At 49.0% G+C, this 13,618-nt stretch carries 13 protein-coding genes; 6 read left to right on the plus strand and 7 right to left on the minus strand.

Translation table 11 applies throughout. The annotated features are described in order from the left end of the window. Positions 1–120: 120 nt before the first annotated feature. The 3 genes from PBN151_RS25990 to PBN151_RS26000 all read right to left on the minus strand — a co-directional run bounded on the left by PBN151_RS25990 (position 121) and on the right by PBN151_RS26000 (position 2,132). On the minus strand, positions 121–426 hold the full coding sequence (locus PBN151_RS25990; RefSeq protein ID WP_072731483.1) for a hypothetical protein: 306 nt from the start codon (positions 424–426) through the stop codon (positions 121–123). Positions 427–539: 113 nt separating this feature from the next. After that, positions 540–875: a YlbF/YmcA family competence regulator gene (locus PBN151_RS25995; RefSeq protein WP_072731485.1), complete on the minus strand. Its 336-nt coding sequence runs from the start codon at positions 873–875 to the stop codon at positions 540–542. Between the two features lie 78 nt (positions 876–953). Beyond that, the gene (locus PBN151_RS26000; protein ID WP_072731486.1) at positions 954–2,132 is read right to left on the minus strand and encodes a DUF445 domain-containing protein; all 1,179 of its coding nucleotides are present in this window, start codon (positions 2,130–2,132) and stop codon (positions 954–956) included. Between the two features lie 152 nt (positions 2,133–2,284). On the opposite strand from PBN151_RS26000, the gene PBN151_RS26005 reads away from it, so the two are divergent. Genes PBN151_RS26005 through PBN151_RS26025 form a run of 5 tightly spaced genes read left to right on the plus strand, consistent with a single transcriptional unit; the run spans position 2,285 to position 8,499 of the window. Then, positions 2,285–3,652 (plus strand): YheC/YheD family endospore coat-associated protein, encoded by a 1,368-nt coding sequence (locus tag PBN151_RS26005; RefSeq protein ID WP_072731487.1) that lies wholly within the window; start codon positions 2,285–2,287, stop codon positions 3,650–3,652. Between the two features lie 13 nt (positions 3,653–3,665). Next, positions 3,666–4,832 (plus strand): YheC/YheD family endospore coat-associated protein, encoded by a 1,167-nt coding sequence (locus PBN151_RS26010; RefSeq protein WP_072731489.1) that lies wholly within the window; start codon positions 3,666–3,668, stop codon positions 4,830–4,832. Then, positions 4,829–6,205, plus strand: coding sequence for a YheC/YheD family endospore coat-associated protein (locus tag PBN151_RS26015; protein WP_072731490.1), 1,377 nt, complete (start codon positions 4,829–4,831; stop codon positions 6,203–6,205). Before PBN151_RS26010 ends, PBN151_RS26015 begins: the two co-directional genes overlap by 4 nt. Then, positions 6,202–7,308: a YheC/YheD family endospore coat-associated protein gene (locus tag PBN151_RS26020; protein ID WP_072731493.1), complete on the plus strand. Its 1,107-nt coding sequence runs from the start codon at positions 6,202–6,204 to the stop codon at positions 7,306–7,308. The genes PBN151_RS26015 and PBN151_RS26020 overlap by 4 nt, the downstream gene beginning before the upstream one ends. A 24-nt stretch (positions 7,309–7,332) precedes the next feature. Next, positions 7,333–8,499: a YheC/YheD family endospore coat-associated protein gene (locus PBN151_RS26025; RefSeq protein WP_072731496.1), complete on the plus strand. Its 1,167-nt coding sequence runs from the start codon at positions 7,333–7,335 to the stop codon at positions 8,497–8,499. Positions 8,500–8,561: 62 nt separating this feature from the next. On the opposite strand, the gene PBN151_RS26030 is transcribed toward PBN151_RS26025, so the two are convergent. The 3 genes from PBN151_RS26030 to PBN151_RS26040 all read right to left on the minus strand — a co-directional run bounded on the left by PBN151_RS26030 (position 8,562) and on the right by PBN151_RS26040 (position 11,145). Beyond that, on the minus strand, positions 8,562–9,611 hold the full coding sequence (locus PBN151_RS26030; protein ID WP_227775092.1) for a S66 family peptidase: 1,050 nt from the start codon (positions 9,609–9,611) through the stop codon (positions 8,562–8,564). A gap of 118 nt (positions 9,612–9,729) precedes the next feature. Then, on the minus strand, positions 9,730–10,281 hold the full coding sequence (locus PBN151_RS26035; RefSeq protein ID WP_072731497.1) for a delta-aminolevulinic acid dehydratase: 552 nt from the start codon (positions 10,279–10,281) through the stop codon (positions 9,730–9,732). A 153-nt stretch (positions 10,282–10,434) separates the two neighbouring features. After that, entirely contained in the window at positions 10,435–11,145 is a 711-nt protein-coding gene (locus tag PBN151_RS26040; protein ID WP_072731498.1) for an HAD family hydrolase, read from the minus strand. Positions 11,146–11,360: 215 nt separating this feature from the next. Between PBN151_RS26040 and PBN151_RS26045 the strand changes: the two genes are divergently transcribed. Next, a complete protein-coding gene (locus PBN151_RS26045; protein ID WP_072731499.1) occupies positions 11,361–12,341 on the plus strand; it encodes a YpdA family putative bacillithiol disulfide reductase in 981 nt (326 codons plus the stop codon). A 47-nt stretch (positions 12,342–12,388) separates the two neighbouring features. Here PBN151_RS26045 and yfkAB read toward each other — a convergent pair whose 3' ends face one another. Further along, positions 12,389–13,552, minus strand: coding sequence for a radical SAM/CxCxxxxC motif protein YfkAB (yfkAB, locus tag PBN151_RS26050; RefSeq protein WP_021252186.1), 1,164 nt, complete (start codon positions 13,550–13,552; stop codon positions 12,389–12,391). Positions 13,553–13,618: the final 66 nt, after the last annotated feature.

A 13,618-nucleotide genomic window follows, 5' to 3' on the forward strand; every position in this document is an offset into this window, starting at 1 on the left:
CAACACTTCAGCGATGCTTCTCTGCCCCACAATGTCACAATTATGACCGCAATCAGCGGTTCAGAACCAAAAAAATAGAGCCCCTCCTAATGGAGAGACTCTATTCCTCAGCTATTATGCTTACTTCAACCTGGCTGGCTGCCGCTTCATACGCTCTTCCAGGCGTCTATATTTCTCACGCTTAATCTTCTGCAAACGCTGTTCCGTCTCCTCATCCACCCGCAGCAAGCGGTGCAAATGAGCAGCAACAATCAACAATGCAAACGCAATCCATACAACGCCGAACGTCGAAGCTGCTGTCCAGCCATCCTTGAAGCTCAATGTAGGCAATACATAAATCAGCATCGCTACAACCAGAATGATGGATATGACATGCTTCCAGTTATTCCGTGGTTTCACAATAGCCGTATGATGTTCCGTTTTCATCCCGTTACGCTCCTTACTTGAGACGAGCCGTGATATCTGAAGCATCATCTCTATTCTTGTCCTATACTAGAGCGTATGCCGGTTATATGAATCCCATGACTTCTTTCTTGTCCTTATTGATACAGGTGGCCTAGCGATTCAGAGACGATCTTATTCACATCTTGAATGACAACGGCAAGGCGGCGTTCAGCATCGAACAGCTTCGCAATATCCGCATTCATGCTGATCACTTGGAACAATTTCTCCATCTTTTCCATCTCTTCTTGATCTGGCATTTCACCTGTCATCATCTTTTGCTGCATATCCATCTGACGTGCACGGAAATCATCCAGCATCTGCTTGCCTTCAGGGTTCGCATCCACTGCTATCATTGCTTCTTCTACAGCTTTGGCCTCTTCAGAGGACTGCAATGCACGTGCCAAGTCGTGCGCTTTGTCGTATACGCTCATCATTCATTACCTCCCGCAAAAAATACAATCTTCAGCATATCATAGTTCCATATTACTGTCCTCATCCAAATATGACGTTTATCCGACAGCTAACAGAACAAAAGCCTGCACCAATCCAATAATACCTCCAAGCAAAGCCCCCAGCCATGTAATTGCTCGGAACTCCTTGCCCGACACACTTAAAATGATCGTCTCCAGACGTTCAATCGGGAATTGCTCCACCTGAGTGCGTACCACTTCCTGCAAGCGGGCTGCGCGAACAATAGCGTCCAGATTGCGATCCAATAGCGCAAATGCTGCCTCCACAGCTCGTGGAATATAGCCGCTCCACACTGCTTCATACTTGCCAACCAGATGCGCCGGCTGAATCTCGCCAAGTCGATCGATCCGCTTCGGCCACTGAATCATCGCAGCGGCTTGGCTCGCAATATAATCAAGGGAATTCGTCTCTTCGGGTATATCCGTCCACGAGCGAACAATCTGAGCAGGTGTCTCTTGTAGCCATTCACCAAGTTTCGATAAAATGAAACCTGCAACGGTCGCGCGAACTTTAGGCGAGCGAAGCTGTTCGACGAGCACAGGCATCATCTTGGTTACGAGCTTATCCTCATCCACAAATATCGCTGCCATAGCGCCAAAGAAACCTGAGGCACGATCAATGACATCCTTCGCCAGCTTCGTCATGAGCAGTTGTCCCTGCAACGAGGTCAATTCCTTCTCGAACGATGACAGCATCACAGCTGCGGCTTTGTCTGCCCATTTCGCAGATGACTGCTCCCACCCTTCAGGAAGCCATTCAATCAGAGGGCGCTCATCCCAGCCTTTCCCCTCGAGCCACTTCTTAACCCCATTTGCCGTCCATTCCTGCAATCGATGCGCAGATTGATCCCGAATCTCATCCCATTCCTTATCCGGAAACAACTTGACCGCCCACTCTTTGACCGTTCTGTCATCTTCCGACCAATTCTGAGTCATGCGCAGAACCGTTTCTGTCGCCTTCTCACGAGTATCGGGCCTATTCAGCATCGTACGGAGCCCATCACTTGTAACTAAATATTCGGCTACAACGTCACCGAAAGAAGCGGCAATATCCTCTCTGCGCTTCGGAATAAGTCCTGGTGTAAATGGTATGCGCCAGCGGCCAATATACATGGCTTTGCGCGGATGAAAAAGCATTTTGATCGCAAAATGGTTGGTAACCCCACCTACGATAGCAGCAACGACAACACTAAAACTGATAAACAGCCATACCGGCATGTCTATTCCCCCTTTTTATTTCCTTCAATAGGTCAATCACCAAGGGAAATATGTCCTCATATGATGAATTAACGTATACGGTCTATCTGTATCGACCCATGCAGATGGGATCGTATGAATGACTGCAAGTTGTTGTTGGAAGGAGAACCTCCATGTCTAAATCAAAAGTGACGCTCCAGTTGATCAGCTCCAGCCTCTTGCAAGACGATGTGCTCATGTTGGGAGAGGCTTATGTCAAGCTGTGGAAGGTTCCTGTCAACCAGCCGCTGACTCTGAAGTTCGGTTCCTTCAAGCAGCGCGTGACAGTAATATCCGTCTCCCGCTTCGACGGGCTACGAATGAATCACTCACTTGCACGAAAGATGGGGCTGACGAACGGCCAGTCACTGCGTGCGGCCTACAAGACATCGAGCCAAATCTTGAGCCTTGGACCGCTTATTGGTGTATTAGTAAGCCGTGATTATCCGAGCATGCCGGATAAGCCATTCGGTTCTATTACCTCTTTCTGCAAGGAATTGGTCGATGCATGCCAGCTCCAAGGAGCATGGGTATGCTTCTTCACACCCGATCATATCCAAGACCTCCACAACGTCAAAGCGTGGGTCAATACCAATGGTAGCTGGCAACGAGTTACGATGCCGATACCGGATATTATCAACAACCGATTGACGTCACGCAAGCTGGAGAACAAACCTAGCGTACAGCATTTTATGAAAGAAGTAAAATCGCGATATCAGTCCGTTGTCTTCAATGAAAAATTCTTGGATAAAACAGAAGTGTTCGAAGCACTCAGACCTCATGCAGAGCTATCCAAGTATTTGCCGGAGTCTTACTCGCTCCGTACCTTCTCCACCTTAAAAAGCATGTGCAGCCGTTATACCACTGTGTTCTTAAAGCCCGCACGCGGCAGCCTTGGCAAAGGCATTATTCGCATCACTCGGCTCCCGGATCACAGTTATCAAGCCTTATATTCCACCTTAAACGGAACAAAACGACAGCAGTTTAGCAGTCTTACTAAGGTCTTCTCCAGCTTATCTGGCAAGTTGAAAACGAACCACTACCAAATTCAGCAGGGACTGACGCTAATCGATCATAGTAGGCGTCCGGTGGATTTCCGAGCACTCGTCCAGAAGAACGCTTCCGGCAAATGGACGATCACTTCGATCGTCGCCCGCATTGCGAGCAATCAGCACTTTGTATCCAACCTGGCACGCGGCGGCTCACTCAGTACCGTGAAGGAAGCCATATTCCGTACGAACCTGCCTCCTTCGGTGAAGAATGATGTAAGTGCACGGCTGAGGCGAGCTGCACTTGACATCGCTCAAGGTGTAGACACTTATATTCCCGCTCATTTCGGTGAGCTCGGCATCGATCTTGCTGTAGATAACTCGGGGAAGGTCTGGCTCCTCGAGGTCAATTCCAAACCATCCAAAAACGACAACACGCCTTTAGGCGATCGAAAAATACGGCCCTCTGTGCGCAAAATCGTGGATTACTCTCGATTTCTAACCGGGATCTAAGGAGGTGGCAGCAATGAACATGTCAGAACCTTCTGCGCTGACGCTTGGCGTTCTGCAATGTGAAGGCACAGGAACGCTGCCATTTGCGGAAGCGGACTACTGCCGCAAACTTTGTATTGCCGGTCGTAAGCACGGTATCCGTGTTATCGTGTTCTCCCCGTTATGGATACATTGGGGTGACTGCACCGTTCATGCATTTGTATATGGGAAGTCAGGATGGGAACGGCGTACATTCCCCCTTCCCCGGCTCGCTTATGACAGATGCTCCTACAGCAATCCGCAGCAATACCGTAAAACACAAGCTGCCATCACCCGTATGAAGCAGTTGGCGAACGTCACGCTTCTCGGCATCGGCTTACGAGGAAAATGGGATATCTATCGTTCAATGCGCAAGGATTCATCCCTGTCTCCTATACTGCCTCCCACTCGGTTGTTCGTAGGCATCTCCAGTCTCGCAGCTCTGTTGAATCGTTATCATGGCGGCCTATTTCTGAAGCCACATGGCGGCACTCATGGAAAGTCTACACTGCATGTTCGCTACCGCGACAACGATAAGGAGAAGACTGATTCGATATCAACTGCTCTTCCCGGCACTTTGGAGCTTCGTGGAAGGGACGACGATAATCATCCCATACAACACAGCTTCTCCCGGCCTCAGGAAGGATTCGCTTGGATCGAACAATTTGTCGGCAAGCGCAGATTTGTCATACAACCCTATTTATCATTGGTTACCCAAGAAGGAGAGCCGTTCGATGTCCGTGTTCTTATGCAAAAAAACGGAAACGGCCGTTGGGTTCTAACCGGTATGGCAGCAAGGGTCGGCCAGCCTGACAGCGTCACATCTAATCTGCACGGAGGCGGTCGCGCCGTCTCGGTCATACCATTCTTGGAAAGCCAATTCGAACCGAATCATGTTCATCGGCTTATAGAACAACTGAGTACGTACAGCGAATACATTCCACCGCTTCTGGAAGCCCAATATGGGCGAATAAGCGAGATCGGCCTCGACTATGGAATTGACCTCAAGGCTCGCCCTTGGCTGCTCGAGGTCAATTCCAAACCTGGCAGATCCGTATTCAGACACACCGGAGAATACGAAGCTGCCCTGCAATCAGTGGAAAATCCCATCTTGTACGCACGCCATGTGTTGGTTCGGTACCTTAGGAGGGTCAGTTCATGAGTTTGACGGTATGCAACGTCCATTTGACGCCAAATTCCGAAAAAATTTTATATGTATCCAACTCCTTATTAAAACAGCTCAAACTTGCCGGCAAAAGATCGGTACGGCTCAGGCTCGGAAAGACGATCATTCCAGCTTCAGTCAGACCGATCCAGAAGCCCGGCAAGCATCTCTATGTAACGGCAGGATTACGCTCAGCCGTACGCGTCCCTAAATCTGGATCTGTATATCTGCTGAATGAAGCTGAAGGCGACATTCATATCGGCCCTCTCATTGGCATAATGTCTGACGGAACGTCCCGCTCATCTTCAACTCCCTTCGGCAGCCGTACAGGATTTATTAGACAGATCCTTCGCACAGGCAATAAGAAAGCATATGTGTTCGCATTCGCTCCCCGCGACATTAATTGGAATAACGATACGGTGCTTGGCTATTTTCTTGGTCCTTCGGGGGGCTGGATAAGGCGAACCGTACCGCTGCCTGATGTCGTATACAACCGCTTGCCTAGCAGACGTGCCGAAACATCCGGCTCTTACAATACGCTTCGTGAACGGTTCACACGCAAAAAAATCCCGTTCTTCAACTGGAGCTTCTTCAATAAATCGGATGTATATGCCCTGCTCAAGAATGAATTAGAAGCCAATCAGCATGTTCCTGAATCCATCATGAATCCATCATCAGACACAATCCGAACCATGCTGGAACGACATCAGTTTGCGTATTATAAGCCTTCTGGAGGCAGTCTTGGCATCGGTATCTATCGGCTGACCTACTTGCCGAAGAAGGGGTTCTTCGCCCGGTATACTTCAAATGGCAAGAACGTACTCCTTCGCTTCCGCTCCTTCTCCAGTCTGATGCGCATGCTCGAAGCGAGACACGGACGCAGCCTACGCAATTATGTCATTCAACAGGGCGTTCGTCTCATCGAGATCGACGGATGTCCGATTGATTTCCGCTTCCATATGCATAAGAACGGAGATAACAAGTGGGCGGTGGTGGGCATAGGCGCCAAGAAGGCCGGCAAAGGCAGTGTAACCACTCACGTCAAAAATGGCGGTAGACTCATGACTCCTTCCCAGGCACTTCAACGTGCATTCGGAGAACGCTCAGACGAAGTGCTCGACAAGGCGAGGAAGATCGCCATCCAGTTGGCGGAAGCAATTGAGCGCAATCATCCGCATTTGATCGGAGAGCTTGGCTTCGATATTGGGATTGACCGTGATGAGCAGGTCTGGATGTTCGAGGCAAATGCGAAGCCGGGACGCTCGATATTCAAGCACCCTTCCCTTAAGAATGAAGGGCAAGCTTCCATTGAACATATTTTGGATCACTGCCTGTACCTAAGCAAATTCCGCAGGGGGGAGATCACGTGAGTGGGAACGAACAAACAGCACAAACACCTGTCATTGCAATTCTAACGATGGATGATGACAGAGAGTACTTCCGCGGCAACCGAGATAATTTTGCCGATATTATCAAAAAGGGGAGAGAAATGGGGTTTACTGTTTTTCTTCTAACAGTTCGGGATTTGAAGCTTCACGCGAAGCGTGTCATCGGTTATTCCTATGAGAATAATGTGTGGAAGCAGGAGTGGTTCCCGCTTCCGCACGTTATCTATAATCGCATCCCCCTTCGTGAGGATGAGAGTCTTCCAGCGGTTCGCAGCAAGATTAAAGAGGTGCTCGCACATCCTTCGATCAAGTTGTTCAACCCATACTTTTTCAATAAATGGCACTTATTCGAATGGCTGAAAAAATCAAAAATTACGAAAAAGTATATCCCTTCAACCAGACGGCTGAAAACCTCGGCCGCATTAGGTAAAATGCTGCATAAACATCCTTACTTGTTCTTGAAGCCGGAATCCGGCAAAGCAGGCGCAGGGATTATGACTCTTCGCGTGAATCATACCAAGGCACTCAAGTACCGTCTGAAGATCCAGGAAAAAAAGAAGAGCGTATCGTATAAATGCGCTACAATCTCAAAGCTTTGGAGCCGTATCCGTAAGGAAGCCGGCGCTCACGACTATATTGTGCAACAAGGCATTCCACTTGCTGCCAGCAATCGTCGCCCCTTCGACCTTCGTGTCCTGATTCAGAAGAACGGCCGGGGACAATGGGAGGTTACAGGCGTGGGCGCACGTGTCGCAGGTACAATGAGCATTACGACACATGTGCCTCGCGGCGGTAGTATAGACGACCCGGAGAAGCTCTTAATCTCTGTGTTCGGTAATGAGCAATCTAAGCGCATCATGATTCGTGCCAGACATGCTTCGCTGATTATCGCAAGACAGATCGAGCGTGCATCCGGGCATCTACATGGAGAGATGTCTATGGATTTAGGTGTCGATGCTGGCGGAAGCATTTGGTTCTTCGAAGCAAATGCCAAACCGATGAAGTTCGATGAGCCTCATATCCGCCAACGTTCGCTCGAGCGTATATTTCAATACTGCCAATATCTTGCCAAATTAGGCGGATAAGGGACGGGAAGAAGGTGATACAGCTTGAGTCAACCGACACTCGGTATATTGACGCTATACTTGAATGAACGAAAGCATCTGGAAGAGCGCCTCATCTATCAGCGCATGATCACAGCCGGCAAAAAAATAGGACTCGACGTATATGTGTTCACACCACAGGATGTTGATGACCAACATCGACGCATTCACGCGATGTGTTATCATCCAGAAACGAGGCGCTGGACACGGAAATGGACGCGTTTTCCGAATATGATATTTGATCGATGCCGTCTCCAAAACAGCCATCGCTTCACTCAGCTTCGCCGATTCCGCAGCAAGTACAATCACCTGCTGTTCTTAAATCGGCCGCTGCGCAACAAATGGACGATTCACCAGGTGCTGTCGACCGTCCCTTCGGTCAAGGGGCACTTGCCAACTACCCGCTTATATCAGTCAATGCAGGATCTGCAGAGTATGCTGCGCTCTCATTCCTTAATCTATTTAAAGCCGATAAACGGTACAGGTGGAAGGGGCATTATGCGTATCGAGCGTTCGTCTCTCAATCCCACCACCGTATTCGTACAAGGGCGTGATCATCAGCGCCGGATTATTCGTCCGCAGAAGCTCACGATTGGCCAACTAGCAAGGAAACTGGCTGCCTGGAGAGCTAGAGACCGTTATCTCGTCCAACAAGGGATTGCATTGAAGCTGCCGAACGGACGCGTGCATGATTATCGCATGCTCGTGCAAAAAAATGGCGAAGGCAAATGGGAAGTGACAGGCTGTGCGGGTCGGGTTGGAGCAAATAAAAGCATCACGTCCAACCTGCATGGCGGCGGCGAGGCGGTTCGGATGGATGAACTGCTCCGCAGATGGATAGGCGATGAGCATCGAATTGCAGAAGTGAAGGATGACGCAGAGAGGATCAGTCTCGAGATCGCACAGTTCCTAGAAGAGAAATATGGAGCCTTATGTGAATTGGCACTGGATCTCGCGATCGACCGCAAGGGGCAAGTATGGCTGCTCGAAGTAAATCCGAAGCCTGCACGGGAAGTGTTCCATCGAATCGGGGATCGGGATACTTATCGGAATGCAATCGCACGGCCAATGGAATATGCATCATGGCTATATCGCCAGAAGGGGAAGCGCCAAGGAGATGCGGCTATCTCCATTGTTGAAGGAGCACTCTCATCCGGTAAAGACCAGAAATAAAATAATAGCGCTCAACCCACATCGCGCGTACCTATGGATACGGTGATGTGGGTTGTTCGCATCTAGTCACGAAATGGGTTTTCGAGAAGCACTACCTCATTGGTATGAGGGCGAAGCTCCACTCTTCCGCCTAATGGCAAGATAAGCTTCGGATCCGTATGGCCGAAGTCGAAGTTCACAACAATTGGCAGATCTCCGGCACCGAATTCCCCTTCTACAATATTGACGATAATGTCGTACAATTGTTTATTTTCTTCCTCACTATAGTCCTTGGCTCTACCGAATATAATTCCCTTCACCTTCTCATACACACCCTGCATCCCATAGTTGCGCAGCATGTAGCCTACATGCATCGGTGAAGGCTTCTCCTCAGAAGTTTCGAAGCAGAGAATCTTATTGTCCCAGAACGATGGATCAGGCCAGTACGTTGTCGATTTCATAAATTCCAGTACTTCAATACAGCCGCCCCATACTTCACCCTGCTGGACAGAACTTCCTTGCAAGAACCTCCATCCATCCCCATTAGGGTAAAATTCCTGGCACTCTCCAAGTGTATCGAGATTGCCCCAATCCTTGTATCCGTTGATCCACCGACGATATGGAGCATAGTTGTAGGGAAATTGATCCGAGAAGAAGAAATCACGAAGATGCTCTGAATACGCTTCAGGCAGATGCTTCAATTGGGCTATTCCCGCCAATATTGATGGGCCGTAGAAGGTGATCATTCCGAGCTGATTCAAGTACGAGAGGAACGTTGTTGCATCGGAAAATCCCATAATGAACTTTGGATTGTTCATGATGATTTCAGTATCCAAATAGGGCAATATTCGAATTGATTCATAACCGCCAATGGAACAAATGATGCCGTCGATGCTTGAATCACCGAAGCATCGGTTGATATCCTGCGCTCGCAGCTCTGGATAGCGATACAATTCAGTCGGCTCCATCCTAGCTGTCGGCATTTCGATGATGTCAAATCCGAACATCTCCCGCAGGTTGCTCAGCCCAAGCTCGAAGGTTTCTGGAAATAAGTATGGGAGTCCACTCGATGGAGATATCACCGCAATTTTCGAGCCTTGCTTCAATCTTTTGGGTTTCATCATACGAATCATTCATCCCCGCCTCCCTAAAGTTTTCCATCCATCTTACCCCTACTCACCACTTGGGTCAACCCTATTTATGTTCACATACATAGCAAAGATGCCGCACAAGTGTGCGGCATCTCCTCTCTTACTTCGTATACAGTTGATACATCATCGTATCTTCGTCCGCGGCACGAGCGAGTTCATAAGCCTGCTGAACGCTTCGTTTGTTCTGGATCAGTTCATAACAGAAACGGGTGACGAACATCAACGTGCTGTTCCCATATGGATAATCATCAGGCCCAATATAAGTCTGGCAGCCACCATCCAAGAATGCCTCGGCCATCTCCTTATTGCCCAGATCACATCCGTTGCAGACGACCGTCCGGCCATCGAGCTTGGCAAATTGCCTAACTGCCTCGCTGCCGAAATCACCACGCGGCTCCCCTTCCTCATATACCTCGTCCCCAATCTCAGGCATCACAAAGCGGCCCTCGTCGCCATGAAAGTTCAAAATGACGAGATCCGTATTAGGGAACAGATCCTTGCCGGATAATACATCGATAAAGTCATTCGGTCTTCCTACCCAATACATGAACACCCGAGCTCCAAAGTACTCCAAGGTAGCTCGAAGCGCTTGCGTCTCCATATCACAATCCGGTCCACATACGATAGCAACATTCATCTCAGGTTTACTCATTCCAATCAGCCTCCATATTGTTTAAATAGTAGTTACGCGCGAACGCATTGTTGGTTCAACTACTATGAACAATGGAGGCGGCCTGGCCCACCACGGTACATGCTTACGTTACTTCTTCATTATTGTCTTCCCTTCAGTAATTGTTAATTGTTGTTATTGTTCCGATGAAGCATACAATTCCAGCAACTCATCGAAGTTATGGATAAGAACGTCCGAGCCCTTCAACTCTTCGTCCGCACCGAAACCTGCATATTGACAGCCGATAACCGTCTGTCCATTTTCTTTGCCGGCCTCCACGTCTGAAGAGCGATCACCAACCATCCATGCTGAGGAGATACCATGCTCCTTCAACAGAAGCTCTACAAGCTCCACCTTCGTCGAAGTCTGCCGGCCTCCAGCACTATACAGCTCCGTGAATAGCTCGGTCAATCCGTGCGCAGCAGCTACACCTTGCACATATTCTTCCAACCCATTACTTGCCACAAATAACTTTACACCAGCTTCTCGCAATTTGGCAAGTGTTTCCTCCACTTGCGGGTACAGCTCCGTCCCACCCTCTTGCAAGCCCTTCAACTCATTTTCGAGCAGCAGATCATCTGCGCGCAGTCTTGCCTCTTCGCTGGACTCTGGCATAACCCGCTCCCAAATATCTGCAAGCAGCATACCAAGAGAGCTTAAGATGCGCTCCTCCGGCGGGGTTGGCCCTTCGAACAGTCCCTCATTGCGAAGCTGGTCAAATGTTCTGTGGTACGCCGGAATCAACAACGTCTCTGTCTTGAACAGCGTTCCATCCATATCAAAAATCATCGCCTCCGGGCGCTTCAAAGTACTCGCAGTACGAGATACGTCAGAAATTGTAGTCATTACTTTCCCTCCAATTCTATGGTTGACATTGCACAGACTATACATCATTGTACACAACATCGATCGTCGAATCATTAGTAATATTGTAAATGTTTTGTAATCAATATGTCAGGATGAGGATAGCCAATTCTCTTCACGTTCGATATGATAAGGATGTTGAATATACTAGGCACTGGATTATACAGCAACCAACTAGTCATACGGAGGCGAATCAATTGGAACAGGCGATCATCATCGGCGCGGGTCCATGTGGACTGTCCGCTGCTATAGAATTACAACGGATTGGTATGAATCCGCTCATCATTGAGAAGCACTGTGTTGTGAACTCAATATATCGTTATCCTACCCATTTGCAATTTTTCAGTACACCGGAAATGCTCGAGATCGGCGGCATGCCATTCGCCAGCCCGCACGACAAGCCCTACCGGGATGAAGCACTTGTCTACTACCGCAAAGTTGCGGAGCGATATCAGCTGCGAATTCGATCTTATGAAGAAGTAAAGCACGTTCACAAAGAAGAGGATGGCACGTTCACCGTCCATTCTACGACACGCAGCGGCTTATCCAGCTCGCACCGCGCGCGTTATGTAGTCATTGCAACAGGGTATTTTGATCATCCGAACATGCTTGGGATCCCAGGAGAGACACTTCCGCATGTATCGCACTATTTCCAAGAAGCTCACCCTTATGCCGGGATGAATGTTGTTATTATTGGCGGCAACAATTCAGCCGTTGATGCTGCACTTGAACTTATGCGAGTTGGAGCTAAGGTGACGGTTGTATACCGCGGTGATGAGTTAACTGCTCATATTAAGCCATGGGTACGTCCCATTTTCGAGAGTATGATCGCGAAGGGACATATTGACATGCACTATCATTCTCGAGTTGTAGGCATCGAACCTGATAAGGTTCATATTGAGCGTAATGAGGGGGGCACGGATGTCATCGCAAGCGACTTCGTCCTCGCCTTGACCGGATTCAGACCGGATCGAACGATGCTGACTGCTAGCGGAATTGAGCTGCAGAGCGATCGCGAGAAACCGATATTCGATCCTGATACGATGGAGACGAATGTCCCTGGATTGTATGTAGCTGGAGTCATCTCATCAGGCCGGGATGCCAATGAGATATTTATAGAGTCTGGCCGCCATCATGGTAAGCTGATTGCGAATCATTTGGAGCAGCAATCCCGTTAAGAGAAGCGGGTGGGTACAATGAACCCACCCGCTTCCTTATGGATGAACTAAGACATCACCGCTGTCCGTTCTTTGAAATTAACACCTCGATAGTACATATCCGCAACGAGCAAGTTCGGCCCGCAGCAGGATGCTTGCGGACAATGGCAATCCACCGTTCTGGAGAGCGGATGTTCATTCAGCCAAGCATTGAATGTATCGTCAAGCTTGCCTGAGTAGATGCTGCCGAACGCTGGAATATCTGCAAAGTCCGTAACATAGATATCCCCGCTAAACAAGTTGACATTCAATCGATTGCGGCCATCCGGATCGTTGCGCACAGTCACCATTGGTTCCCTATGGAGGCGGCGGAGCAGCGCTTGATCCTCCTCATTCGAATTACAGGAGAAGAACGGCAGCGTGCCGAACAACATCCACATGTCCTTATTGCGAGTATCCAGCAACCGATGAATAGAGGTACGCAATTGTTCGATTGGAAGCACCGGCAAGTTCTCCGCGAAGGAGCTCGGGTACATCGGGTGAACCTCATGTCGCTTGCATCCCATTTCATCGATGATCTGATGAATTTCGCTTAACTTGTCATGCGTCCGATAGTTGACCATCGATTCCGCGGAAATATACATGCCTGCCTCACTCAGCTTGCGTGTATTCTCGATCATGCGCTCATACAGTCGACCTGCGGCTCCAGATTTGACTTCGTGGCTGCTGTGCGTAAAGCCGACTGCATGGAAGTCCTCCATACATGTGTAGTTGAATGAAATATGCATGACATCCAAATAGGGAGCAACCATCTCGTATCTGCGCATGTCCATCGTCAAGTTCGAGTTGATCTGGGAACGTACCCCGCGCTCACGTGCGTATTTTAACAGAGGAACGATATACTCCTTGACCGTCTTCTCGTGGAACATCGGCTCACCGCCGGTAATGCTTATCGTCTCCAAGTGCTCAACCTCTTCAAGACGTTGAAGCATTAGATCAAGCGGCAGCTTGGGAGGCTCATTTGCGACGAGTGTGTGTCCTACCGCGCAATGCTCGCAGCGCATATTGCATGCCTGGGCCACAGTCATTTCCACACTCGTCAATAGATGACGGCCATATTGCTGCAAAGAGCGAATCGGATCCCATGGATCGTAGGCTGGACTAATTGTTTTAAGACCTACTGTTCCTCTTTGCTCCGTATTCGCTGCCTTCTCCGCTTGCAATTGATTCATGATTCATTCCACCTAACTTTCTAGTTGCCTGCTTACAATCTTTATTGCAGAAAATAATTGCTTACT

The sequence above is a fragment of the Paenibacillus sp. NAIST15-1 genome (assembly GCF_001894745.1).
Taxonomy (GTDB): domain Bacteria; phylum Bacillota; class Bacilli; order Paenibacillales; family Paenibacillaceae; genus Paenibacillus_B; species Paenibacillus_B suaedae.